23 protein-coding genes, 2 pseudogenes and 1 riboswitch are annotated in these 25858 nt (G+C 35.0%); of the genes and pseudogenes, 18 read left to right on the top strand and 7 right to left on the bottom strand.

The features are described from left to right. Window positions 1–137: 137 nt before the first annotated feature. Entirely contained in the window at window positions 138–443 is a 306-nt protein-coding gene (locus BAU28_RS15040) for a monooxygenase (RefSeq protein WP_002172610.1), read from the top strand. Between the two features lie 499 nt (window positions 444–942). Here the strand turns inward: BAU28_RS15040 and BAU28_RS15035 are convergent, their stop codons facing one another. Both BAU28_RS15035 and BAU28_RS15030 read right to left on the bottom strand, forming a co-directional pair. Next, entirely contained in the window at window positions 943–1266 is a 324-nt protein-coding gene (locus tag BAU28_RS15035; RefSeq protein ID WP_025148608.1) for a hypothetical protein, read from the bottom strand. Between the two features lie 160 nt (window positions 1267–1426). Continuing rightward, window positions 1427–1819 (bottom strand): VOC family protein, encoded by a 393-nt coding sequence (locus BAU28_RS15030; protein ID WP_025148607.1) that lies wholly within the window; start codon window positions 1817–1819, stop codon window positions 1427–1429. 113 nt (window positions 1820–1932) lie between these two features. On the opposite strand from BAU28_RS15030, the gene BAU28_RS15025 reads away from it, so the two are divergent. Then, complete coding sequence (locus BAU28_RS15025; protein WP_071718988.1) at window positions 1933–4242, top strand: AAA domain-containing protein; 2310 nt, start codon at window positions 1933–1935, stop codon at window positions 4240–4242. Between the two features lie 75 nt (window positions 4243–4317). After that, window positions 4318–4419, top strand: a riboswitch (SAM riboswitch). Between the two features lie 87 nt (window positions 4420–4506). Continuing rightward, complete coding sequence (locus BAU28_RS15020; RefSeq protein WP_071718987.1) at window positions 4507–5712, top strand: M20 family metallopeptidase; 1206 nt, start codon at window positions 4507–4509, stop codon at window positions 5710–5712. A gap of 116 nt (window positions 5713–5828) precedes the next feature. Here the strand turns inward: BAU28_RS15020 and BAU28_RS15015 are convergent, their stop codons facing one another. Beyond that, window positions 5829–6269 carry an Lrp/AsnC family transcriptional regulator gene (locus tag BAU28_RS15015; RefSeq protein WP_001178566.1) on the bottom strand — a complete coding sequence of 147 codons (441 nt, stop codon included), beginning with the start codon at window positions 6267–6269 and terminating at the stop codon, window positions 5829–5831. A gap of 167 nt (window positions 6270–6436) precedes the next feature. Between BAU28_RS15015 and BAU28_RS15010 the strand changes: the two genes are divergently transcribed. The 9 genes and pseudogenes from BAU28_RS15010 (at window position 6437) to BAU28_RS14965 (ending at window position 14151) form a co-directional block, all read left to right on the top strand. Next, entirely contained in the window at window positions 6437–7201 is a 765-nt protein-coding gene (locus BAU28_RS15010; protein WP_071718986.1) for an SDR family oxidoreductase, read from the top strand. A gap of 277 nt (window positions 7202–7478) precedes the next feature. Further along, a complete protein-coding gene (gene arsR / locus BAU28_RS15000) occupies window positions 7479–7784 on the top strand; it encodes an arsenical resistance operon transcriptional regulator ArsR (RefSeq protein WP_071718984.1) in 306 nt (101 codons plus the stop codon). Window positions 7785–7844: 60 nt separating this feature from the next. After that, window positions 7845–8282 (top strand): ArsI/CadI family heavy metal resistance metalloenzyme, encoded by a 438-nt coding sequence (locus BAU28_RS14995; RefSeq protein WP_071718983.1) that lies wholly within the window; start codon window positions 7845–7847, stop codon window positions 8280–8282. A gap of 16 nt (window positions 8283–8298) precedes the next feature. Next, complete coding sequence (gene arsB / locus BAU28_RS14990; RefSeq protein WP_071718982.1) at window positions 8299–9339, top strand: ACR3 family arsenite efflux transporter; 1041 nt, start codon at window positions 8299–8301, stop codon at window positions 9337–9339. Window positions 9340–9365: 26 nt separating this feature from the next. Next, a complete protein-coding gene (gene arsC / locus BAU28_RS14985; RefSeq protein WP_025148599.1) occupies window positions 9366–9770 on the top strand; it encodes an arsenate reductase (thioredoxin) in 405 nt (134 codons plus the stop codon). Window positions 9771–9934: 164 nt separating this feature from the next. After that, window positions 9935–10114, top strand: a pseudogene (locus BAU28_RS14980) (GNAT family N-acetyltransferase); the annotation flags it as partial. A gap of 95 nt (window positions 10115–10209) precedes the next feature. Then, entirely contained in the window at window positions 10210–10809 is a 600-nt protein-coding gene (locus BAU28_RS14975) for a DJ-1/PfpI family protein (RefSeq protein ID WP_071718981.1), read from the top strand. Between the two features lie 335 nt (window positions 10810–11144). Continuing rightward, window positions 11145–12209: an endonuclease/exonuclease/phosphatase family protein gene (locus BAU28_RS14970; protein ID WP_071718980.1), complete on the top strand. Its 1065-nt coding sequence runs from the start codon at window positions 11145–11147 to the stop codon at window positions 12207–12209. 427 nt (window positions 12210–12636) lie between these two features. Further along, complete coding sequence (locus tag BAU28_RS14965; protein ID WP_071718978.1) at window positions 12637–14151, top strand: FAD-dependent monooxygenase; 1515 nt, start codon at window positions 12637–12639, stop codon at window positions 14149–14151. 261 nt (window positions 14152–14412) lie between these two features. Here the strand turns inward: BAU28_RS14965 and BAU28_RS14960 are convergent, their stop codons facing one another. Both BAU28_RS14960 and BAU28_RS14955 read right to left on the bottom strand, forming a co-directional pair. After that, complete coding sequence (locus tag BAU28_RS14960; RefSeq protein ID WP_071718977.1) at window positions 14413–15840, bottom strand: IS4 family transposase; 1428 nt, start codon at window positions 15838–15840, stop codon at window positions 14413–14415. 161 nt (window positions 15841–16001) lie between these two features. Then, a complete protein-coding gene (locus BAU28_RS14955; protein WP_070144492.1) occupies window positions 16002–16991 on the bottom strand; it encodes a ketoacyl-ACP synthase III in 990 nt (329 codons plus the stop codon). Between the two features lie 146 nt (window positions 16992–17137). Between BAU28_RS14955 and BAU28_RS29845 the strand changes: the two are divergent. Beyond that, window positions 17138–17328 (top strand): annotated as a pseudogene (locus BAU28_RS29845) (hotdog family protein); the annotation flags it as partial. A 259-nt stretch (window positions 17329–17587) separates the two neighbouring features. Further along, the gene (locus BAU28_RS14945; RefSeq protein ID WP_071718975.1) at window positions 17588–18196 is read left to right on the top strand and encodes a DUF998 domain-containing protein; all 609 of its coding nucleotides are present in this window, start codon (window positions 17588–17590) and stop codon (window positions 18194–18196) included. A 234-nt stretch (window positions 18197–18430) separates the two neighbouring features. On the opposite strand, the gene BAU28_RS14940 is transcribed toward BAU28_RS14945, so the two are convergent. Then, entirely contained in the window at window positions 18431–19573 is a 1143-nt protein-coding gene (locus BAU28_RS14940; protein WP_071718973.1) for a tyrosine-type recombinase/integrase, read from the bottom strand. A 170-nt stretch (window positions 19574–19743) separates the two neighbouring features. Here BAU28_RS14940 and BAU28_RS14935 point away from each other — a divergent pair, with 170 nt between their 5' ends. The 3 genes from BAU28_RS14935 to BAU28_RS14920 all read left to right on the top strand — a co-directional run bounded on the left by BAU28_RS14935 (window position 19744) and on the right by BAU28_RS14920 (window position 23804). Beyond that, on the top strand, window positions 19744–20868 hold the full coding sequence (locus BAU28_RS14935; RefSeq protein ID WP_071718972.1) for an FAD-dependent oxidoreductase: 1125 nt from the start codon (window positions 19744–19746) through the stop codon (window positions 20866–20868). A gap of 250 nt (window positions 20869–21118) precedes the next feature. Next, complete coding sequence (locus BAU28_RS14925) at window positions 21119–22897, top strand: aminopeptidase P family protein (RefSeq protein ID WP_071718970.1); 1779 nt, start codon at window positions 21119–21121, stop codon at window positions 22895–22897. A 418-nt stretch (window positions 22898–23315) separates the two neighbouring features. Then, the gene (locus tag BAU28_RS14920; protein ID WP_071718969.1) at window positions 23316–23804 is read left to right on the top strand and encodes an NUDIX domain-containing protein; all 489 of its coding nucleotides are present in this window, start codon (window positions 23316–23318) and stop codon (window positions 23802–23804) included. A gap of 499 nt (window positions 23805–24303) precedes the next feature. On the opposite strand, the gene BAU28_RS14915 is transcribed toward BAU28_RS14920, so the two are convergent. Further along, a complete protein-coding gene (locus BAU28_RS14915; RefSeq protein ID WP_071718967.1) occupies window positions 24304–24762 on the bottom strand; it encodes a VOC family protein in 459 nt (152 codons plus the stop codon). A gap of 607 nt (window positions 24763–25369) precedes the next feature. Between BAU28_RS14915 and BAU28_RS14910 the strand changes: the two genes are divergently transcribed. Beyond that, window positions 25370–25858 (top strand): pyridoxal-dependent decarboxylase (locus BAU28_RS14910; protein WP_244158117.1); only part of this gene is annotated, 489 nt, incomplete at its 3' end.

The raw sequence follows: 25858 nt of genomic DNA, 5'->3' as shown, positions 1-25858 counted from the left end.
CATTTTGTAATTATTTTATAAAAGGGTTTGTGAAAATGCGGGTGAAATTTCAAATGAGTGCAGGAATAATAGCAGCATTCATTTAAGGTATTACCTGCATTCGAATTGAAAAATATTGAAAATAGGAGTGAGTGAAAATGGCATATTTATTACAAATTGATTTTCCGTTTGAAGGTCCTTTTGGTGAAGAAATGGAAAAAGCATTTTGGGATTTAGCAAAAAGTATTAATGAAGAAGAAGGATTTCATTGGAAAATATGGACGGAAAATCAAGAAACAAAAGAAGCTGGAGGCATCTATGTATTTGAAGAAAAACAAGATGCTGAAAAATATGGAGAAATGCACAAAAACAGACTTCAAGCATCTGGTGTTAAAGATATTAGAGTAAGAATTTTTCACATCAATGAAAAGTTAACTAAACTGAATCATGGTTATAGTAAATAATAAGGGACATGGAATTCAAAAAAGAAGGGGATAATCCCTTCTTTTTTGAATTCTTCCTTTATGTCTTATTATGCTTAATAAAAAAATCCCTATATAGATAGGGATTCGTGTATTGGCATATAGTTCCTTGGAAAAGGTTGTACTAAGTCTAACATATGAGAGTTCTTACATTTGTGAAATTGACGTGAAAGTACTGTGAAAAAAGTTGTATTAAAATAGTTATTTGTAAAAGGGTACGCCCCTTACTGGGAGGTAAGGGGCACAGGAAATGCAAATTTATTTGTAATTTGCTAAGTTGATTATAACGCATATATCCATCTATACATGTTACAAAATTATGAACAAAACTATAATTTTGTAACTAGGAGTAGTGAAGATTGTATGATCTAAGCTATTTTTAAATGAGTATAACAGAGAAAATGCAAGAAAATCCCTGATAACAGGTCCGTTTTTCTCATCAATTTGGGCCAAGGTGAAAGAAAAAAACAGGAGAACTACCTTATTTCTTTTTATTAATATAATAAAATGTAATTGCTAAATCTAAAGTAATGATAATAATTAGAAGTAATAAGTGTATAAGCGCATCAGTTTTCCCATGTTGCAAAGACTTTATAAAAAAATCCCATTCTGTTTCATAGGGAGGCTCTACCCAATTTCGTTGCAGTCCTAACACCATTCCATTTATGAAAAAGATAACACTTAATAGGATTCTTCCAACAAATACGGCAACTATTTTTAAATTCCAATGTTTTATCTTGATTATATAAAGGATTGGAAAGAGTATAAGTATCCAAAAAATAATAATATAGATTGTATTTACCATTCTCTACTCTCTACTCCTAACAAAATGATTGTTTTTAATATAGGTGAGTTTTCGGGTTGAAGGTATGTTTTATTGCTACTGATTGCGTACTTGCAAAAAAAAGAGCCGGAATTCCGGCTCTTTTTCTATCCCGCAAAAGCCTTCTAATTAAAGTCTTACTTTATCTCTCCGTCTCAAAAAACTCAATCCACTCTCCATCAGGACCAGCGAAGAATATGTAACGTGTTCCATCGGGTAATGTTTCAATTTCTTCTCCTAGTAAAAAGGTTACTTTGTGTTTCTTTAGTCTTTCGATTTCATCTTCTAATGAATCTACTTTGAAGCAAATGTGATGTACTTTTCCTTCTGCCGGAAGAGAAGAGTTGTAACCCTCAATTAGTTCGAGTATCGTTTCTTTTGATTCTTCTACGCCTAAAAAAGCGAGTTTTAAGTCTGGATTTGGGTGCCCCATACGTTTAATGAGCTGTAAGCCGACTACTTCTTCATAAAATGAGATGGATGTTTCTAAGTTTGTAACCATAAGTCCGACGTGTTCAATTCTTCTGACTGGCATGTAGATTCCTTCTTTCTGAAAATTATATACATTACATAATATTGAAAATTAAGAAAATAAGCAAGATATAATTGTTACAAATTTTAGAGCGTTATATGGTATAGTGAGAAAGTATGTTTGGGGAGAAGGAAGGAGATTATTTTATGAATACAACTACTCAAACTCCTTCATTAACGGAAACGATGAAAGAGTGGCATTATGCATTAGCATATGAAATTAAACATTGGAAAACGATAGGTGGTAGTAAAATCTCTATCATTAACGGTCGTTTCTTATATACAGATTATGAAAGTACAGTATACGTATTTCAGCTTATTTCGGAAGTAAGCTTACCTGAAGGGTCACCAATTCGAATTGAGTTCGATGGTGAGGAAGCAACGGGGGAAGTATTATCTGTACATGGATTAGAAATAGAACTGAAATTAAATGATTATATACAAGGTGAAATAAGAGAAGCTGTTTTATACAGTGAACCGTGGCAATTGTTAGAACAACTGCAAGAGAGATTGAAAGAAGCTCGTAAAGATAAGCTGAAACGTAATCGTATAAAGCGTCTTGTAGATGGAACGAGCAGTCCGAAGCATATTGAGAAGATGAAAAATACGAAAAATGAATTGGCGTATCGCTCATTTTACAATCCGACAACGTACGTTTGGGGACCGCCCGGAACAGGGAAGTCTTACAATTTATCACGTATTATTTCAGCTCATTATCAAAAAGGAAAATCGGTACTTGTGTTAGCTCATAGTAATGCGGCAGTAGACGTATTAATGAGTGAAGTAACGAAGCAAATTGAGAAGAAAAAGAAATGGACACCTGGAGAAATCGTTCGTTACGGTTTTAGCCAACATGAACATATACGAAATCATGAAACGTTACTTGCATCGAGGCTAGTAGAAACGACGAATGGATTATGGGGAGAGGAAAGGCTTTATTTAGAAGAAACACGCCAAGATCTTCGTGAAAAAATTCTATCGTATAAGGCGACGTCTTCTGATAAGAAGCGTATGCAAGAAATAGAAAGTGAACTTCGAAAACAAAAAGCGAAAATTAAAGAAGTAGAAAAAGAATATATTGAAAATGCGAAAGTAATCGGTGCGACTTTATCGAAATGTGCAATTGATGCGCTTATTTATGAGCGTACATTTGATCTAGTTGTCGTAGATGAAGTGAGTATGGCATATGTTCCGCAAATCGCATTAGCTGCTTCTCTTGGAAAACGTATTGTCGTTTGTGGCGACTTTTTACAGTTACCTCCAATCGCAATGGCGAACCACGAACTCGTTCGAAAATGGCTCGGTGAAGATATGTTTTATCACGCAGGGATTGTTGATTCTGTAAATAAATCAGAAGCACATCCCAACCTTTTTATGTTGCAGGAACAAAGACGTATGCATGCAGATATATCTAAGTTTACAAACTCATTTATTTATAAAAATAGAGTGTATGATCATCCATCTGTTTCAGAGCGTCAAGAACTTGCGAAACTACAACCGTTCGCAAATGAGGCGAATGTTTTATTTGATACGAGCTTAATGGGAGCCTTTTCTTTAAAAGACGCTGCTTCTGGTTCTCGTTTTAATATTATGTCTGGCTTAGTAGCGATGCAAATGATTTTAATTGGACTGTTAGACGGTGTTCAATCTATCGGTGTTGTTACGCCGTACCGAGCACAGTCCCGCTTTTTATCAACGTGTATTAGAGAACTGTTGCAGAGAACGAAATATCAACACGTACCAGTTTTAGCCGCAACAGTTCATAAGTTTCAAGGTTCCGAAAGAGATATGATGATATTTGATACGGTGGATAGTTATCCGCAAGAACGTCCTGGTGTGTTATTCTTTGATCATAAAAACCATCGTCTCGTCAATGTAGCTGTAACGAGAGCGAGAGGGAAGTTCATTCAATTATCAGATTGCCACTATATGCGTAAAAACTTGTCGAGAAAACAAGCGTTATCACAATTAACAGCTCATATAGAACGTCACGGAGATGTGTATGATCGCACGACATCAAGACAAGTGTGGGAGCGAAAAATTTCGAAACGTTTACGCTGGTTTATGGAAATGAATCTTGAGGAGCCGAAAGGACTATTAAAAGATTTTTTAGCGGCAAAGCGAAAAATTATCATTTCACTTCCAAGTACAAGGCAAGTTGATAAACGAGTATGGCAAGCGTTAATGCGTACGAATGCACAAGTAACGGTATATAGTGATGGACCAGTTCCATTAAAAAATGTAAAGTTACAAAGGCAAAACAAATCGTTCCCGTTTATATTAATCGATGATGAAATTTTTTGGGCAGGAGCACCGTTAACATCTCAAATGATGTTTGAAGGTGGTACGGAATTTCCGTACATATGCGCAAGACTACAAGCACCTGAAACAATTGGTGTATTAAAAGGATTTTTAGATATTCGGTAAAATCGGATAGGAATTCCTTGACTTTTAGTCGGAATAAACTTAGAATAAAAATAATTTAATACAATTTTATGAAAATTCTTATCACGAGAGGTGGAGGGACTGGCCCTACGAAACCTCGGCAGCGGATTCTATATGAATACTGTGCCAATTCCAGCAAGTTAACTTGAAAGATAAGAAAGAAGCTCATTTTGACTGTATATGCCAAAGCCTCTTTCTATCTTTTAGAAAGAGGCTTTTTTACGTGAAAATAAAGGAGGAAGAAAAATGGGAGCGACAGGAGTAACGTCACAAAGAAAAACAATTGCCCGGAGTATAGAAAGAAATAAGGAAAAGTACATAGAAACAAGTCATGACATTCATGCGAATCCGGAGATTGGTAATCAAGAATTTTACGCATCAAGAACGTTAAGTTTATTGCTTGGAAGTGCAGGTTTTCAGCTGCAACATAATATAGCTGGACATGAAACAGGTTTTATTGCGCGGAAAAGTTCAGGGAAACAAGGACCAGTAATCGCCTTTTTAGCGGAGTATGATGCTTTACCAGGATTAGGTCATGCGTGTGGTCACAATTTAATCGGAACAATTAGCGTTGCAGCAGCAATCGCATTATCCGAAACGCTTGAAGAAATCGGCGGGGAGGTTGTCGTGTTCGGGACACCAGCTGAAGAAGGGGGACCAAACGGTAGTGCGAAGGCGAGTTATGTAAAGGCTGGTTTATTTAAAAACATTGATGCGGCGCTTATGATTCATCCGAGCGGAAAAACAGCTCCAACGAGTCCGTCACTAGCGGTTGATCCACTTGATTTTCATTTTTACGGGAAAACAGCTCATGCAGCTGCGTCACCTGAAGAAGGGATTAACGCATTAGATGCGATTATCCAGCTGTATAACAGTATTAATGCACTTCGCCAACAACTTCCATCAGATGTGAAAATCCATGGTGTCATTACAGAAGGCGGAAAAGCACCTAACATTATTCCGGACTACGCATCAGCAAGGTTCTTCATCCGTGCAGCAACGAGAAAAAGATGTGCGGAAGTAACGGAAAAAGTAAGAAACATCGCGCAAGGGGCAGCATTAGCAACAGGTACAAAAGTGAAAATTCATCAATTCCAAAATGAAATCGATGAATTACTCGTAGCAAAAACATTTAATGACGTCGTAGCTGAAGAACTAGAATTACTAGGTGAAGATGTGAACCGTAAAGAAAGAGTAGGAATCGGCTCAACGGACGCAGGAAACGTAAGCCAAGTCGTACCGACAATTCACCCGTACATTAAAATCGGTCCAGATGACTTAATTGCTCATACGAATGAATTTAGAGAAGCAGCACGTTCGGAACTAGGAGACAAAGCGTTAATTACATCGGCAAAAGCGTTGGCAAATACGGCGTATCGATTAATTACGGAAGAAGGGCTGTTAGAGAAGGTGAAGGAAGAGTTTAGAGAGGTGCAGAGGAATCAGGGATAGGTGGTTAAAAGGAGTGGATGACCCACTCCTTTTTCTTTTTTGAGGAAAGTTTGTGCTTATCACCTTAAATAAATTGTTCATTTTCACATTGAGGTGTTAATTCTCTTATCCCTTTATCAGAACGACAATTTCTCTTCAAATTCACTCTTTAAAACAATTAAAGGAGACGATAATCCAAATTGCATTAAAGAATCTAAAAATGTAGCGAGAGAATCCATCGAATCGCTCATGACCTTCATCATATAATTAAATTCCCCGCTAATTCGATATAAATCTGTTACTTCAGGAGCGGCATTACAAAATTGGATAAAATCAGAGCATTGGCTTGTTTTAAACATAATGAAAGCTTGAATGTTTTTATTAATTTTGGAAGGCTCAAATTTCGTTCGGTAAGCAGCTATAACGCCTTGATCTTCAAGCTTGTTAATCCGTTCTTTTACAGCAGGTTGCGTCATGGATATAATCCGTCCTATTTCTGAAACGGAAATTCTCGCATTTTCATATAACAGGTTCATAATTTTATGATCGATTTCATCCAGTTTTACTGCATTTTGCATTGTGTAGCCTCCTTGTTTTATTTTCTAAAGTAAATAGTGAATTATAACTATAATATCATAAGTTAACAAACTGAATTCCCTATAAATCTATATTTAAAATTATTGGTGTTTGAATGAAAATATAAGTATAGGATTTATTAAACGGAAATTTAGGAAGGATGGAAAAAATGAAAAATCTTGATGGGAAAATAGCGTTAGTAACAGGGGCGAGTCGTGGAATCGGTCGTGCCATTGCAATGAGATTGGCGAAAGATGGGGCATTAGTTGTGATTCACTACGGCCGAAATAAAACAGCTGCAGATGAAACGGTTAGAGAGATTGAATCTAATGGAGGAAAAGCGTTCTTAATTGAAGCTGAGCTCAATTCAATTGATGGTGTCAACAAGTTAGTAGATCAATTAAAGAATGAACTGCAAACAAGAGTTGGTACATCAGAGATTGATATTTTAGTTAACAATGCAGGTATAGGTACGCAAGGGACAATTGAAGATACGACAGAAGAAGTTTTTGATGAAATTATGGCCGTAAATATGAAGGCACCGTTCTTCTTAATCCAGCAAACATTACCATTACTACGAGCAGAAGGGCGCATTATCAACATTTCATCAGCCGAAGTACGACTTGGTTTTACGGGATCAATTGCATATGGTTTAAGTAAAGGTGCACTAAATACGATGACACTTCCTCTAGCTAAACATCTTGGAGAAAGAGGTATAACTGTTAATACAATTATGCCCGGATATACGAAGACAGATATTAATGCGAAATTGCTAGATAATCCAGAAATACGAAATTTTGCTACGAATTCATCTGTTTTTGGACGAATAGGGCAAGTTGAAGATATTGCAGATGCAGTAGCATTCCTTGCTTCTTCTGATAGTCGTTGGGTAACGGGACAGATTTTAGATGTTTCTGGAGGGTTTTGTCTATAGAAAAGGGGGGCGCTTCATAACCATCAGCTTTAGATTTCGCATTTTATTAGTTTGATAGTTATGGAGCACTACCGTTTGGAAATAGATCAAATTACGATATGAACCATAATTTTTCCATTTCGGGAAGGCTACGGTTCTTTTTATTTGCAGAAAATTTATGATAGGAGAAAAGGTTTGTATATTAAACAAAAAAAATTGATTAACCAGTTGCATAAAGAACTCACCAGCGTATATACTATAAACATCAAAAAAAATTGATGAAGGGAAGTGAATTATAGTGGCACAAGATTTTCAATTGTATGAGAAAAAATTTAAAGCATTGGCTGATCAGAAGCGTTTAGAGATTATGTATGAACTTTGTCAACGAGGACAGACGTGTGTATGTGATTTAACAGAGGTTTTTGAAATGACGCAATCTAAGTTGTCATATCATTTGAAAATTTTATTAGATGCAGGTTTAATTGTAAAAGAAACAAAAGGTACGTGGAGTTATTATGATTTAAATGATGCGGCAGTAAATAATTTATTATCAGAAGAATTATGCTGTATCTTTAGAAAAACAGGCAAAGGTAGCTGTTGTTAAAATTTTGCACTATTAATCAAAAAAAATTGATTAATAACATTTTAAGGGGAGGAATAAGTTATGAGATATGTTCATGTTGGTATAAATGTTACTAATTTAGAGAAGTCTATTGAATTTTATGAGAAGGTATTTGGTGTATCACCAGTTAAAGTGAAAACAGATTATGCAAAATTTTTATTAGAAAACCCAGGTCTTAATTTTACACTTAATGTACGAGATGAAGTGGGGGGAAATCAGGTGAATCATTTTGGTTTCCAAGTGGATACAGCCGAAGAAATTGCATTTCATAAAGAAAGATTAGAAAAGGAAGGTTTCTTTGCACGTGATGAAATGGATACTACTTGTTGCTATGCCGTACAAGATAAGTTCTGGGTAACGGATCCCGATGGTAACGAGTGGGAGTTCTTTTATACAAAAGCAGATAGTGATGTTCATAAAATAGAAGATTCATCTTGCTGTACGACTTCTAACGCAGCAGATAAAAATTCTTGTTGTTAATGAGAAGGGGGATAAAATGAAAAGTTTATCTTTTCTAGATCGATATTTAACACTATGGATTTTTCTAGCTATGGCTGTTGGAATTGGTTTAGGATTTGTGTTTCCTAGTGTAGTAGATGGACTTAATACATTACAAGTTGGAACGACGTCTGTTCCACTTGCTGTTGGTTTAATTTTAATGATGTATCCACCGTTGGCGAAGGTTCGCTACGAGGAAATGGGGCGGGTATTTAAAGATGTAAAAGTGTTAGTTCTATCATTAGTACAAAACTGGATTATTGGGCCTGTACTTATGTTTGTTTTAGCAATTATTTTTCTTCCTGATAAACCAGAATACATGGTCGGGCTCATTATGATTGGTTTAGCACGTTGTATTGCAATGGTAATTGTTTGGAACGATCTTGCTGATGGTGATAAAGAATATGCAGCAGGTTTAGTTGCTTTTAATTCGGTATTTCAAATGTTATTTTTCTCGATTTATGCATACGTATTTGTAACAGTAATCCCAGAATGGTTAGGAATTGAAGGGGCTATCGTTAGTATTACAATGGTAGAAGTTGCGAAATCAGTATTTATCTATTTGGGAATTCCTTTTATTGCAGGTATGTTGACACGCTTTGTACTAGTGAAGCTAAAAGGAAGACAGTGGTATGAAAAGGTGTTTATACCTAAGATTAGTCCAATTACATTAATTGCATTGCTATTTACGATCATCGTTATGTTCTCTTTAAAAGGAGAAATGATTGTTAGCGTACCACTAGATGTAGTAAGAATAGCAATTCCGTTATTCATTTATTTTATCGTGATGTTTTTCGTTTCTTTCTTTATGGGAAGAAAAATTGGTGCAAATTATCCGGTAACAACAACGTTAGCATTTACAGCAGGTAGTAATAACTTTGAATTAGCGATTGCTGTAGCAGTTGGTGTGTTTGGTATTCATTCAGGTGCGGCATTTGCAGCCGTCATCGGACCGTTAGTTGAAGTACCTGTAATGATTGCACTTGTAAATGTCGCTTTTTGGTTTAAACGTAAATATTTTAATGATCAACCAGTATGAAATTAAAAACAAAGGTGGAAAACAACATGGAAAACAAAAAGACAATCTACTTTTTATGCACAGGAAATTCATGCCGAAGCCAAATGGCAGAAGCTTGGGGCAAACAATACTTAGGAGATAAGTGGAATGTATACTCTGCTGGGATTGAAGCGCATGGAGTAAATCCAAATGCTATTAAAGCGATGAATGAAGTAAATATCGACATAACAAATCAAACATCAGATATGATTGATTCAAACATTTTAAATAATGCTGATTTAGTTGTTACTCTTTGTAGTCATGCTGATTCTGTGTGTCCTTCTACACCTCCGCATGTGAATCGCGTTCATTGGGGATTTGATGATCCGGCAGGAAAAGAGTGGTCTGAGTTTCAACGTGTTCGTAATGAAATCGGTGAACGGATTAAACGATTTTCTGAAACCGGTGAATAAATAAAGTAAAGAGCCAATCTTCTATTGTATAGGAGATTGGCTCTTTTTTACTATATATTTCACTACATATCCATTTACTTTAAATCCATCACCAAACGAATGGAGAATATTCTGTTAAAATGGTAAAGTTAGAATAGAACTGTTTAAAGAAGACGGTGTAACGTATGATTTGTGAACTAAGTAAGAATGATTTTTATAAATGTAGCGGTTTAGTAAATGAACAAGGACAATTAGAAGTCAAAGCTGTAATTGAAGGAGGGAATCCTGGTCGTATATTTGTAGATAACATTTCTTCTCCTAATTCGGGGCTTATTTGGTCAGGAAATAATGATTGTTTCTTTTATTAGATGAGGGAGCTTTTTTGTAAATCAATTGCATAATCGCTGAATCGTTATATATATCTACGATTCACAAAAGCAAGCATACGAGGTGTTCAAAAATGAAAATACAAATTGTCTTGTTTGACGGCTTCGGAGAGCTTGTCTCTTTCGCACCTTTTGAGGTACTTAAAAGAGCGATAGAAGAAGGGGCTCCATTTACGGTTGAACTAATAGCAAGTGAACCAAAACAAGAAATTACTACTTCGTTTGGAGTTACGGTCAAATTAAATGATTTTTTACGAATGGATAATCGTCCAGATCTGCTAATTGTACCTGGTGGTGGCTGGAATCATAAAGCTGAACATGGGGCACGAAAGCAAGCAGAGCTTGGAACCTTGACCGAAATGATTAGAGAGATGCACAACGAAGGAACGATTGTTGCTGGCGTTTGTACAGGAGGTATGCTACTAGCTGCATCCGGTATATTGAATGGTCGAAAGGCGACGATGCACCATTTGGCGCAGAGTGAAATCAGTGAATACGGGGCAGAGCTTCTTCGTTACAGAATTGTGGATCAAGGGAATATTATCACTGCAAGAGGAGTCACTTCAGGAATTGATTTGGGACTTTGGATCACGGAAAGGTTCGCAAGCTCCAAAATTGCGGCTGCCGTTGAATATAGAATGGAATACGAGAGGCGAGGTGTTGTTTGGGGTTAATTTGAATTCTTTTTTAGACCTGAACGTATAATATGCATCTTCAGTCAATCGAATCCTCTTATTACACAAGAAATCCCATATAGAATAGATTTTTTCAGTGTCTATTCTATATGGGATATTATATATACATTTATTTCTCGGCACAGCTGTTTTTTCTGACGAACAAGCGATTGAAATTGCGAACAAATCAGAGTTCGGCTTTGTTTATATAATGGGTGAATCGTTTCAATTCCTTTTATCATGCTTGAAGCCTTTAGAGTTACGTTATATATTTTAAACATAGAAACAAATTAAAATATCACATATACAAACTATAAAAAGAGAATAAAGGAGTCATGAGATTGAAGAAGACAATGAAAGGTTTATTATGGGGGACAGGCTCGGTATTTGGTGCTTTCACAGCATTTATTACTTATGTGGCAATTAAGAATGTGAAGCATAAGGATGTTGAGAAATTGATGGTGACCAATAATAACGAGCGCGTTCTTAAAGTTGGGAAAGAGTTTAAGGTGACAACGTTTAATATTGGCTTCGGCGGTTTAGATAAAGATCAAGATTTCTTCTTAGACGGAGGAAAGGGTTCGCGCTCTAGTAGTAAAGAGCAAACAGAAAAGAATATCAGCAATATGCTGTCTTTCTTACAAAAGGAAGATTCTGATTTTATATTAACGCAAGAGATGGATGAGAAGTCACTTCGTTCATTTGATGTGAATCAGTATAAGGCATTTCAAGATAGACTGAAAGATCATGCGTCTACGTTTGGTGATAACTTTAATGTGCAGTGGGTGCCGGTACCAATTAAGAAGCCACACGGATATACGAACAGTGGACTTGGTTCGTTTTCAAAATATAAAGTAGAAGAAGTGACGAGATATAAGCTTCCTGGAAGAGAAATGTGGCTTCGTCAATTATTCGACGTAGACCGAGCGATTGTTGAGCATAAAGTTCCAGTTGATAACGGAAAATATTTACGAATGGTGAACGTTCATTTATCTGCATATGATAAGGGTGGAAACATTCGAAAGCAACAAGTTGAGTTTTTGAAAGAGTATATGAATAAACATTACATAAATGGCGATTATATTGTGCTTGGTGGGGACTGGAATCAACTATTATCTGATGTGCAGTTAAAGGATCCGAGGTTTAAAGAAGACTGGCCAGAGTGGTTAGTACAGTTACCAGAAGATTTCACTGATGGTGGGTTCCAGTGGGCTGTTGATGATACTGTTTGGACAGTTCGTGACAATGTGAAGAGCTATGTTGAAGGTGAGAACTTTGTTACGATTATTGATGGTTTTTTAGTCTCTCCAAATGTGGAGATTGTAAGCGTACAAGGGCATGATTTGAAGTTTGAAAACAGTGATCATAATCCGGTTAGTGCAGTGTTGAAGTTAAATTAGCAAGGGAAGAAACGGGTTATGTGTAAGAAGAGTGTAACCATATGTTTTCTGAAGTTTATACAATATAAATATTCTTGGCTCATTCATTTCATTAACCGGTTCCTGACGTATAAGGTACCGGTTAATTTGCGTCACAGTTTCCTGAAATGATAGGGTGCCCCTTCACGGTATAGTTGCTTTTTCTTCCATCAATTCCACAAAGGCATCTCGGATGGCTTCTTTTGTACGAACGACTCGTAAATCGCTATATATATTACGCAAGCAATATTCCATCTGAATTTTTTCAACACATTAAGAGTATATGTCGGATATACGACACATCCATCATTTTTGATTATTGTTAGGAGTTTTATTCAAGATTATAATTTGAAATAAAATAAAACAACACGTTGTTCGTTATTTCGCTTAGAAATGGGGAGGGAAGTTTATGAAGAATCAATTGTTAATTGTTGGAGCTGGACCAACTGGATTAGTTTTAGCTATTGGACTTACAAAACAAGGAATCCCTTTTAGAATTATCGATAAAAATAAAGGCCCGGGAGAAACTTCAAGAGCTATGGGTGTGCAAGCAAGAACATTAGAGTTCTATCGTCAGTTTGGGTTTGCAGATCAGGTCGTACAAAAAGGAATTAAATTTGTTAATATGCAATTTTATAGGAATACAACATTGAAGGCTAAATTCAACTTTGAGAATATGGGGAAAGGCCAAAGTCGTTATCCCTTTATGCTAAGCTTCCCACAAGATGAACATGAAAAGTTTTTAATTGAACAGTTAGAAGCTAAAGGGGTCCATGTAGAATGGGATACTGAGCTTGTATCATTTAATCAGAAAGATGACCATGTGAACGTCGTTACAATACAGAATGGTGTTGAAGAAAAAAATGTTTATAGTTATTTGTGTGGATGTGATGGTGCACATAGTTCAGTAAGAAAGGGATTAGACTTGACTTTTCCTGGTGGCACATACAAACAAGCCTTTTATGTAGCAGATGTACAAACTGAAAACAGAGAAAATATTGGTTTTCAAATGAGGCTTTTTGAAGACGGATTGATGATTGTTATGCCGATTCGTACTTCTGGATCTTTACGTTTAATTGGAATAATACCTGAGGATTTAATGAAAGAAGAAAACAAAGAATCCGGTTTTTCTTTAATTGAACCATATATAAAGAAAAACACGGAGTTAAAGATTACGAAATTGAATTGGTATTCAACATACAAAGTACACCATAGGGTAAGTGAACATTTTAGAAAAGGACGTGTTTTTATTGCAGGAGACGCTGGACATATACATAGTCCAGCAGGGGGACAAGGAATGAATACGGGTATTGGTGATGCAGTAAATTTATCATGGAAACTTGGGGCTGTGATTCAAGGAAAAGCTGATGAATCTATTCTAGATTCTTATGAACAAGAAAGAATACAATTTGCCAAAACTTTAGTCGCAACGACGGATAGAGTATTTACTTCTATTGTTGGTAACGGCGTATGTAAAAAGTTCAATCGCCAATACTTAATTCCAGTTATTATCCCTAAGATGACTAAGTTTTCAATAGTTAGGAAAACGATGTTTAAAGTTGTTTCGCAAATACGGATTAACTATCGAAACAGTAAGCTCGCTAAAGGGAATGTAGGTAAAATTCATGGAGGCGATCGTTTACCATGGATCCCTTTTGATGATACAGATAATTTTGCACCACTTGAATCTTTTGATTGGCAGTTACATGTATATGGAGATGTAACTCCTGATTTAAGTAACTTTGCAAAAGAAAATAATCTTCTTTTGCATACATTCCAGTATAGTCAAGGAGTACAGAAAGCAGGAATTAAATTTGGTTCTGCTTTTCTGATTAGACCCGATGGTTATATCGCATTGGCAGATGAAACTCAAAATATAAATAGTATGGAAGAGTACCTTAGAAAAAATAAATTGAAATTTTAATATAATATTTCAAGGTAATACGAAAATGTATTGCCGTTTAGTTAAAAGAAACTAGTTATCATTAATTTAGTTTAACAAGCCATTATAAAATTTTGCTTAGCGTATGAAATCTGCGTTTTGATGGTGCTACCCCATCGCTATCAAGCTAAGCTTATGCAAAGTCAATTTTAGGCGAGATTGTTTCTTTTTTCTAAAGGGCAAGTGTAGGTAATTTAAAAATTTGCATACGAAATAAACCCTAATGGGTTTCACTTTTTTGAATTAAGCGGCTTGATTATCAGACATGGTACAATTGTAAACGACACCTAATATATCAAAGACCGTTTTTTTCTCATATCGATGAGATTTCCGCCCGTTTTGCTGTAGGAGATTGAACAGGCGAAGTAACACCTTTGATAGCTCTTGGGTGTCTTTTTGAATAGTTTGGAATAGAAGAAAATATTCTTTAATCATATATATTGCTTTATACTCACTAAGCTCTCGTTTTTTCTTCATGAGGAGCAATTGGCGCATTTGAAACATGATAGAAGAACAGAGTAGAATGGCAATCAATTGACCATATAAATGGCACTCCAATCGTTCTGGTTTTATCTTTTTACAATGATGAATTTGAAAGAATGACTTCCACGTTTTAAATAAAATTTCGATTTGCCAACGCAAAGAATACCAGTCATGTACCTGTCCCATCGGGACAATATCTGTAGGGGTGTTTGTCATATATACATTGATACCACTGAGTCGTTTACTACGAAAAGAATACTTCATTCCTTTCTTTTTTTCTCTTATAGCTTGATCTTGTAATCGTTTTTGTTGTTGTTCTTTGGTTAGTCGATGAACAATCACACGAGTTGAGACTTTATCATTCATTCCTACATAAGCGTTGAATATTTCACATGTTTGTCCTGGTTGAAAAGAGTTCATTAACGTTTCCATATCTATCTGTATATACTCTGTACCTTTCTTGATTCTGCCATCTTGAAAATAATCAGGGTTAGGATTTTTTTGATAAATACGTGTATTCGATTTGATACGTGAGATATAATATGCCTTTTTATCTTGTATATGTTGAAGATCTTTCAAGTGAAAATAACCTAAATCACGGATACATAAATCATTCGCTGTCACAGTTGGGGCACATAGGGAACCATAGGTTCGATCATGTTGTTTACCTGGGCCTGTATGAATATGTAGGAACTGCCCACTTAATAAATCATACTCAAGCTGAATCTTTATCCCAGCTGTATGACTGCATCCTCCTGCACCTGGATAAACCGATGAAAATACATTCGGGAGTTGAAAGGCAGTTGAATCTAGGATACGAATACGCTTGAAAATAGAAGCGTATGGAGAAGTGAGCATCTTAGTTGAAGATAACTTTTGATTGAGAAGTTCGGCTAACACTTGTTGTAGAAATTGCACGGCTGTGGCATTAAATCGTTGATTCAGTCCTTCAGGACTGATGAGCACTTCTGTTGATGCTTCTAAACAGCTACATAAATGAGTTAAAGAGGTTTTAGCGACATTTTGACTGATCCATACACATAAAGCGACTAAATCTTTTGCTTGGTACTTACTGGTTCTTTGTACAAAACCAACATTTCTAGCAAGATCTCGTAAGAAATTTGGAGATAAAAAGTTTTGAATCTCTTGAGCAAATAGTTGTAATTCATCCGATACAGAAATAGACATACAAAAAACGCCATCCTTTCCTATGATTCTACAGAAAGGATAACGCCTTTTTTGCTTTAAAGGTAGTGCAAAAAATTAGCTTTATAGCGATGGAACAGAATCCCTATAAAGATTTTTAATGTAATAAAATACGTTTATGTTACTATTGGATATTTCATCTCCTATTCCTTTGCTAAATGCCATTTAATGATATGTCCAGCGTGTGTAAGACCTCCTCCAAACCCATAGAGTAAGAGAGTGTCCCCTTTTTTCACCTTTCCTTCATTCATACCTATGTCTAATGCTAATGGAATGGAGACAGAAGAAGTATTTCCCATGTATGTTACACTTGTTAACGTTTTATCCAGTGGGAAACCTGATTTTTCACATATAGATTCAATCATTCGTAAATTAGCACTATGTGGAACAAACCAGTTCACCTCTTCCAGTTGTAACTCTGCTTGACATAACAATTCTTTAATACCAATTGGTAGTGTCCGTGCTGCCCACTTATATACTTCTCTTCCATTTTGAACTATCTTCCCATGTGTTCTTAAAGGATTTCCAAACATGGTAGTAGATAAATTTTTACGATATACATGCATACCTCCTTCCCCATTTGTCCCGATATGGGTAGCTATAAAGCTAGACTCTTCTTCATCTTTCTCTACTAAAACAGCTGCAGCTCCATCTCCAAATAAGATACATGTAGTTCGATCTGTATAGTCTGTAATCTTAGATAAGGTTTCTGTCGTTACAATTAAAATCTTGCGATGAAGGCCAGATGTAATTAAACCATTCGCCAGATGTAATCCATATGTAAAACCAGCACAAGTCGCATTGAAATCAACAGCACCTGTATGTTGAATATTAAAATACTCTTGTATTTGGCAGGCTACACTTGGAAAAGTGTAGTCAGGCGTAGTTGTTGAAACGAGAATACAATCCACGTCGACAAGACTTTTATGATAACGTTCCACTAAGTTTTCAATAGCTTTAAAAGCTAATGTAGAGGCATATTCGTTATCACCAGTAATTCTTCTTTCCTTCATCCCAGTTCTTTGTACAATCCATGCATCATTTGTATCTACTAATTTTTCTAAATCATCATTGGTCAGCTTTTTTTCAGGTACATAGGTACCAATAGCTGTAATTCTTGCTTTTGATTGCATACATTTATCCCCCTTTACTATTTTAATACTTAGTTATATAATCAAATAATAGTACTAGATACTAATTATTGTCAATATTCTAATATTTTACTTCTGGAAATTAAACTAACTAAAATATCTAGCTATGGCATAAAGGAGAGACATTCATGCTCAATATTCAACAAATTGAAGAAATTATTCCCCATCGTTATCCCCTTTTATTAATTGATCGGATCATTGAAGTAGAAGAAGGAAAGCGTGCAGTTTAGATCCAAAATGTTGTAACTAAAGAAGGATTTTTACCGGTCATTTTTCTGACTATTCAGTCATGCGCGGCGTCTTTATTGTAGATGCCCTTTTAACATGAATAAATAAGTAGAAGTTTATTGAAAAATGGATTAAGAGCAGTGATCATATGCCAATATATATAGAATTTGATAAGTAAATCATAAATCTCAGGCAGCATATGTCTCGTGATAATAAAGTCGTTTAAATCATAATATAATTGTTTAAAAAATAATAAAGTCATTTAAAATTAAATTGTTGATGATGCTATTCAACAAACGGGGAAGGAACTGTTGGAGAACTGAATCTGATGAACTTTGGGAGGTCTGAAATTGTCCATCGAGAAAATCCTATCGATTGTGGCCGTACTGTTCTTTTTGGGTTATTTTATTTTTTTTCTCATACTTCACTTTAAGAAAACAGGCTATCATCCTATTCGACATGCTGTAAGTGATTACGGTGTAGGTGGTACAAAAAAATTATTTATAATTTACGCTTGGCTCAGCAATTTAGGGGCATTGTCACTTTCTATCGTGATGTTGAATGTAAAAGATCGCTTCACCATATCCGCGTCCATTCCAATTTTAATCATTATAATGGTCATCTCCCGTATCCTTATGTTATTCTTTCCAACTGACCTAGAAGGAGAAAAACTTACGGTTCGAGGAAAATTCCATTACTTATTTGCTATTCTTGCGTTCACTTTTTCCTATATGGTCATTGATCGTGGAGGAAGTCATTTAAAATTACTGGAAGGCTTTAAAAATCTAGAACCATTTTTTCACATCATAACAACGATTTCTGCTATCTCGCTTGGGGCTGTTGTTGTAACGATGTTCAAGCCGTTGCGATTTATCTTTGGGATTTGTGAGCGAGTGTTCCTGTTGTCAATCAACATTTGGTTTATTGTCGTAAGCATCTGGTTCGTTTACCTTCTATGATAAATGAATGTATTGGTAGAAGGTTTCTAACAATTAAACAAACGTGCGTGATTGTTGCATAATGATTGGGTTTTTAAACGACTTTATTGTTATTTCTAGGAGTTCTTATTCAGTAATTGTTCAAAGAATTAAACATCTTTACTTTTACACCGTCCACATTTACGGACGGTGTAATGCGTTTTTCTGCTTTAAGATTAAACATCTTTATTATCATTACATAGCATAATTAAAAATTTAACTAAAAGAATCGGCAAAACTAAGAGCAGCATTATGTTTACGCTTCATAGTCTTTTCAAGATATATTTTAGTTGTATTTGGACTTTCGTGTCCTAAGGTTTGTTGTATGCGTAGTAACTCTACATTATTTTCTGCTGCAATAATCGCAAATCCATGACGAAAAGTATGTGCAGTAATTGGATTTTCTCTTGGTAATACACATGGCAACTGGGTATCGGCAATTAATTTTGTGACTTTATTACTTAGATAGTTGGAATTAAATTTATTCATATGACCTGAAACAAGTAATGGGGTATGATCTGTTCTATTAAAATTTGTATCTAATCCTTTTCGTTTTCTATATTCACAAATACATTCAAAGAGATGCTGTGAAATATAAACTTCACGCAATTTATCGCGTTTACCAATGACTTTTAACCAAATTTTATTTTCAGCTTTAAATAAATCCCCTATATTTGCATTAGCTACCTCATCAATACGTAATCCAGTTGTAACTAGGAAAAGTGTAATCATATAGCCAAATAAGTTATTTTGCTCCTTAAAATGATTAAGTAACTGCTGGGCCTCATCAAAATGAAAATCACGATTTGGTCTATCCTCAGCACGTACGGTCGCCTTTTTAATATGCTCGTGAAGTGGAATGCTAATGTACTCATTTTTATATAGATGGAGTATAAAACTATTAATAGTTGCTAGTTTCCTTGCTAATGTTGAAACAGAATAAGGTTGCTTGTTGCGACCATTAGGTACAGTTTTAATCCATTCATTAAATTTCCTAATATTCCATGGCCGCAGAGCTTTTAGAAAAGAGCTGTGTTTTTGCACATCATCGATTGAGATTTCAAAGTTTTCTGCTTCAGTAGTTAATACTTTACAAAATTCTAGAATCTCCCGTAAGTATTGCTTGCGAGTTTCTGACTTTCTATCTTTTATTTCTTGGATATTAGTTGAATAATGGATAAAATGATAAACCATATCAATATCATTAAAATATGCTGTTTGATTTTTGCCTTCTTTTTCAGCAAATGTTATTAAATCATTTATATGAGCTAAATACTTAGGATCTAATAGCATCTGTTCATTAAGTTCATTAAAAGTAGAAGGGAGGTTATTTCTTATTGTAGTTAAATCAGTAGGCATGGTAATACTCCTCTCTAAATATATGTATGTTTATTATAGTACAATCTGGTATAAAAATTTTTTTGTAACTTAGAGGTCTTTATTTTTTGAAAAAGATGATTATTCATATTATTTTTAGTGAAAAACCTATAATATAGTAATTAGTAATCTTTTCTGAAGGGGTGTATATAGTGAAACAGCAGATCAACAAAGTAATTATTATCGGCGGTGGAATAGGTGGACTATCTGCTGCAATTGCTTTAAGAAAAATTGGTTTATCTGTTACAGTATGTGAGTCTTCAAGTAGTAATTCACTTAGAGGTGCAGGCATTTTACAGCCGCAAAATTCATTTAGAAGTCTCAAGGAATTAGGTGTTTATGAACAATGTTTGAAAAAGGGATTTCAACTAAATTGTCTGAAAATCCTCAACAAACAAGGCGCGCTAATAAGTGAAATTAGTGAAAGATTTATGGATGAAAATCTACCAGGTAGAAATGCGATTTGGCGTTCGGAATTAAGTGGAATATTAGTTGAAAAGGCTCAGTCTTTAGGAGTACATATAGAATGGAATAAAACTCTAAAGTCGTATACTGAACGTGAATATGAGGTGAATGTAACTTTTGAAGATAAAAGTACTCTCACTTGCGATATTCTTGTAGGTTTTGATGGGATTCATTCTAAAGTCAGGGATATCATGCTGGGGCGAAACATTCATCCTCAATTTTTAGGTATGGGATCATGGAGGTTTCCTATAGAATTTTCTAAGAGTAAATCTTTTAATGAAACGCTCATGTTTCATAATGGAAGCACGAAAGTTGGGATTGTACCATTGTCTGAAAGTGCAGGTTATGCTTTTATCTTGAAACCGGTAAAGGTAGATTATTGGGATGATAAAATGACACGTTATGAAAGAGTGATGGACATTGTAGATCCATTTGGAGGGGCATCAAGTTTAATTAAAGAGGGACTTTCTAAAGATTTTCCCATTATCTTTACTCTAGTTGAAGAAGTTGTATTGGAAGAGAACTGGTACAGCAACCGTGTAGTCATTGGTGGCGATGCTGCTCATGCCAGCGCACCAAATTTAGCCCAAGGAGCTGCGATGGCAATAGAAGATGCGATAGTATTAGCAGAAGAAATCGATAATCATGATTCCTTTTATAAAGCATTTCAATCATATTTTAAAAGAAGGTATGAAAAGGCTCGAAAAATTCAAAAGCTATCTTCCGAACTTATAAGAAAAGAACTACTGAGGGAGGAAGGCAGTGAACAAATTATAAAGGAGTGTCATTCTTTTCTTAGTACAGCCTATTAATCCAAACGATTAAATTAGCAAAGTAAGCGTCAAATATTCCCCACCTACTATTTGTAAATAACCCATGAGATAATCTCCTTACATACTATATGTGGAGGCTTTATTAAGTATAGTTTAAGTACAAATTTAGAAAATAAACAACTTGTTCCAAGGTTTATAGAAATACTTTCTCAAAAGAAAGATGAAGAAATATTATCCTATAAGCGTGAAAGTAAAGAATTTAGTCTTAAGGAAAATGGAGGTATTAGTAATGAATATCAGGAATAGAATCGAAAAGTTAAGGCAGCTAATGAAAGAAAATCAAATGGATGCTTATATAATTCCCAGTTTTGATGCACATCAGAGTGAATATGTAGCAGAACATTGGAAATGTAGACAATGGATATCAGGATTTACAGGGTCTGCAGGTACTATAGTTATTACATTAAAGGATGCTGTGTTATGGACAGATGGCAGATACTATATTCAAGCTGAAAAGCAGCTTGAGAGCTCAGGAATCAGATTATTTAGAATGGCGGATCCAGGGGTACCATTTTATACAGAATGGCTAGCAGATGTTCTTAAAGAAGGAAACATTGTAGGATTTGATGGAAATGTTTTTTCAATTAATATGGTTAAAAAGATGGAAAAAGATCTAAAAGCAAAGAAAATCGTATTAAAAATGAATCAAGATTTAATTGGTGATCTGTGGGAAGATAGACCGGAGATTCCTAAAGGACCAATTTTTACTCATGACGTAAAATATGCAGGCAAATCACGAGTAGAAAAATTAAATGAAGTAAGAGAAGAAATGAAAAATAAAGGAGCAAATTATTATATTTTAACTTCACTTGATGAAATTGCATGGCTTTTGAATATAAGAGGGGCCGATGTACCTAACAATCCAGTTGTAATAGCTAATGTAATCGTAGCAGAACAAAAATGTTATTTATTTATTGATTCTTGCAAGGTTCCCTCTTTGGTTAAATTAGAACTGAAGGCGGAAGGAATCGAGTTAAAAGCGAATCATGAAATACAAACATTCTTAGGAAATATTTCAAGCGGAGATACCGTTATTTTGGATGCGGATAAAACTAATATCATATTATATAATGCCATTAACAGTAATACAAAGAAAATTGAAAGCCCTAACATCACGGATGATTTAAAAGCTATTAAAAATGAAGTTGAGATAGAAAATTTAAAATGGTGTGAAATAAAAGATGGTTTAGCCATGGTGAAATTTATAAAATGGGTTAAAAACTTTGTAGATAAAGAAGAAATTACAGAGATTGCCGCAGAAGAAAGATTAGAAGATTTCAGAAGGGGACAGGAAGGATTTGTTGGACCTAGCTTTGATACGATAGCAGGTTATAAAGAACATGCTGCGATGATGCATTATAAAGCTAATAAAGAAACGCAACATACTCTTAGGAATGAAGGTCTTTTTTTAATTGATTCAGGCGGACAGTATTATGATGGAACAACAGATATTACACGAACGATTGTTTTAGGTGAACTTACCGATGAACAAAAAAGAGATTTTACATTGGTGTTAAAAGGGTTTATTGCATTAAGCTCAGTAAAATATTTATACGGAGCAACAGGCCCTCACTTAGATGTATTAGCAAGACAACCAATTTGGCAGTATGGTTTGGACTATAAATGCGGGACGGGACATGGAGTAGGTTTTTTCTTGAATGTTCATGAAGGGCCACAAAGCGTAAGGAATAATAATAATAGCGTTATATTAGAAAAAGGCATGATTATTACGAATGAACCAGGAATATACCTAGAAGGTAAATACGGTATAAGAATTGAAAATATGATGTTAGTAGTAGAAGACGAGAAAACAGAGTTTGGTCAATTTATGAAGTTTGAAGCAATCACGTATTGCCCTATTGATTTAGCCGGTATCAATAAGGATATGTTAACAGAGAGCGAAAAGCTATGGTTAAACAATTATCATCAAGAGGTATACATAAAGCTCGCTCCTTATTTAAATGAAGAAGAGAAAATGTGGCTAAGGGAAGAGACTCGGGAAATATAAATAGGTTTGCCGAATACTTAGCAAATCAAATTAAATATGGTAACTACTCATCCACTCTATGAAAAAAAGGCAGAAAACTGCCCGTAAAAGCCCGATTGGTGATAGCTTTCCATCAGTGAGAAAAGCGTCACTGATGGAAGTTTCACTTTATCTTCATGACAGCAATCTAGATGCTGAAACATGAAAATAACTTTCCAATGAAATGTATGACTGAGTAGTTACTAAAAGTAAATAATTTAAATCGAACCATAAGCTTGCCGGCAAATTTATGGTTCGATTTTTTTTAGGGCAAAGATATTTGACATTTTATGTTAAACTGAAATTAGGAAGTTGTAAAAGTTTACACTTAAACGAAGCAGATTAGTTTAATAAAAAATTAGAAATTGTGGAAAGGTTGTTATTGTTGGAAGTAAGACAGATGGCTACGGCATTCTTAATTCATCAAGACAAAATGTTAATGATGAAGAAAGAGAAGAGTAAAATCTTTAATTTTGAATTTTGGGGTGGTATTGGAGGTCATATGGAAGCTAATGAACTCAATTCTCCAATGGAAGCAAGTTACAGAGAAATTAAAGAAGAAACAGGATATAAAAAAGAAGAAATTAAAAACTTTAGGCTGAAATACATTCTGCTTGAGAAAAATAGTGGTGAATTGCGTCAGCAATATGTCTACTTTGGAGAAACAGATCATAGTAACTTTATTCCTTCTGACGAAGGGGAATTATTTTGGATTTCTAAGAATGAATTATTGGATTTACATACCTCAAAAATTATCAATTTAACTCTTGAACACTATTTGAATGATAAAAATAACATTGATGATATCTTGGTTGGAGCAATGAAGACTGACAATGAGTTTGAATCTGTAATTCAATGGTCAACCATCAAAGAGACGGTTGGTTTTTAGATTTAAACTAACCGATGAATAGTAACTGTTTCTTATTCAACTAACCTGTTTTACATTAAGGGTGAAAATTGTAAAAATAGGATTCCTCATTACTCTTTATTTTAAATAATTGAACTTTGTTTTAATTTATCAATTGACCTTTAAGGGGGAGCACGCCATGACTATCAAGCTAAGAAAACAGGTCAACCCCAAAACGAAAAAATATGCTTTTTTGTTATAAGTTAACACAAAATTTCGTTCTGGGAGTACTATCAAGTTAAGAAGAGCAAATACCCCCAAAAAAGAAAAAATGAGCCGAACTCTTATAAATAACTGTGAAAAGGTAAAATTTTTGTTATGGGAGGCTGCTCAAAATAGTAGCTTGATGGGCATGGGGTACCACCCCATCGCTATCAAGCTAGCAAAACTAAATTTCCTTGAAATGAAAAAAAACGCTATTCTTTCTGTATATTTTTACAAAAAGAATAACGTTTTTTCCGTTTTATAGATACAATCTCATTTATTTTTCTTGGTGTTCCGCATCCCATTCACTTAAATAGGATGCATATTCTAATTCACCTGGATTATCATGTAACATAGAAATAAACTCTAATTTATTTCCATCACAATCCAGAAAGTATACACTCGCAGCTGGCATCCATCTTTGGACAATTGGCTCTTGATTTCCTTTTCCTTGGCTTCCTACCACTTCTATTCCACGATTCTCTAACCACAATTTAGAAGTCTTTAGAAATTCTAAATCTACACCAAAAGCAAAGTGTTTCATCTCAAAATCTTCAATATTATGTACTTCCCATAGTCCAAGCATTTGCTTTTTATTTTTTCCTACCCAAAAGAAAGCCACTTTTCTTTTGGATAGTTTTCTTGCTAATGCTAACCCTAACTTATTTTGATAGAAATCTATCGCCTTTTCTAAATCTCTTACATGTAAATGAGTTTCGTATATGTTCTGTATCATTCTGCTTATTCCTTTCTTTATTAGTAACTTACGGGCTGAGTAGTTACTGTAATTCTAAATCTGAAGTATGTATAATCATTGTAATGTATCTCCATATCCGATATACCTATTTACTATTCTATCGAAATTGAAATATGATAAATCCAACTGAGGTAGCAAATTCAAATAAAAATTCTACTACTTTTGTAGGAGAAATCTCCATCAAATTCAGATGAAATCATATTTAAATAATGAAAAAACGCTATTCTTTTAGTAAGAATATAAAGAAGGGATAGTATTTTTACTCTTGGGGGTAGTTAATATTTTTAACGCGATTATCGAAAGATGAACGCGCGTGCCTGTTTCATGTTTAGGGCAGGTTGTAGAGGATATAGTCCAGCATTAATAGTGGTGAACCGTATCATAAGTAAATGAGGTTTTAGCGAAAAAACAACAGCACCCCCTAATTTGCTGGAGAGGTGCTGTTTTGTTATTTGAATGGCTTACATTAATATATTCCTTTAATTCGAATGGTGGTAGCACCTTTTATTAGAATTGTCACCTTGGTTTAACAAATGCTTTTTTGTAAATAATATGTTTGTTAAACAATTAATTAAGGGGGACTTGTATGCCACAGGATCGAAAAGCAGAAGTTCAAAACGATGCATACGAAGGAAAAGAGATCATGCCAGATAATCCACAAGCTCTACCGCGTCACGTGCAAATGGAGCTGCCTCACGAATTTTCTGTAAATCCTCTGTTTGCCCGCGAAGGAGAATCAGTCGTTCCGCGCTTTCACATGCGTGATGAAGGCATGTTACCAGAAACAGCGTATCAAATCGTCCATGATGAAATTGCTCTTGATGGCAATGCCCGCTTGAATCTTGCAACATTCGTTAGCACATGGATGGAGCCTGCCGCAGAGCACTTATATGCCAAATCTTTCGACAAGAACATGATTGACAAGGATGAATATCCACAGACAGCCGAAATTGAGGAGCGGTGTGTCCGCATTTTAGCCAACCTCTGGCATTCGCCCACCCCCCTTACGACTATGGGCGTTTCAACAACTGGATCGTCGGAAGCATGTATGCTCGGGGGGCTTGCGTTAAAGAGG

Source organism: Bacillus paramycoides, assembly GCF_001884235.1.
Lineage (GTDB): Bacteria > Bacillota > Bacilli > Bacillales > Bacillaceae_G > Bacillus_A > Bacillus_A paramycoides.
This window is presented reverse-complemented; position numbering and strand designations above follow the sequence as displayed.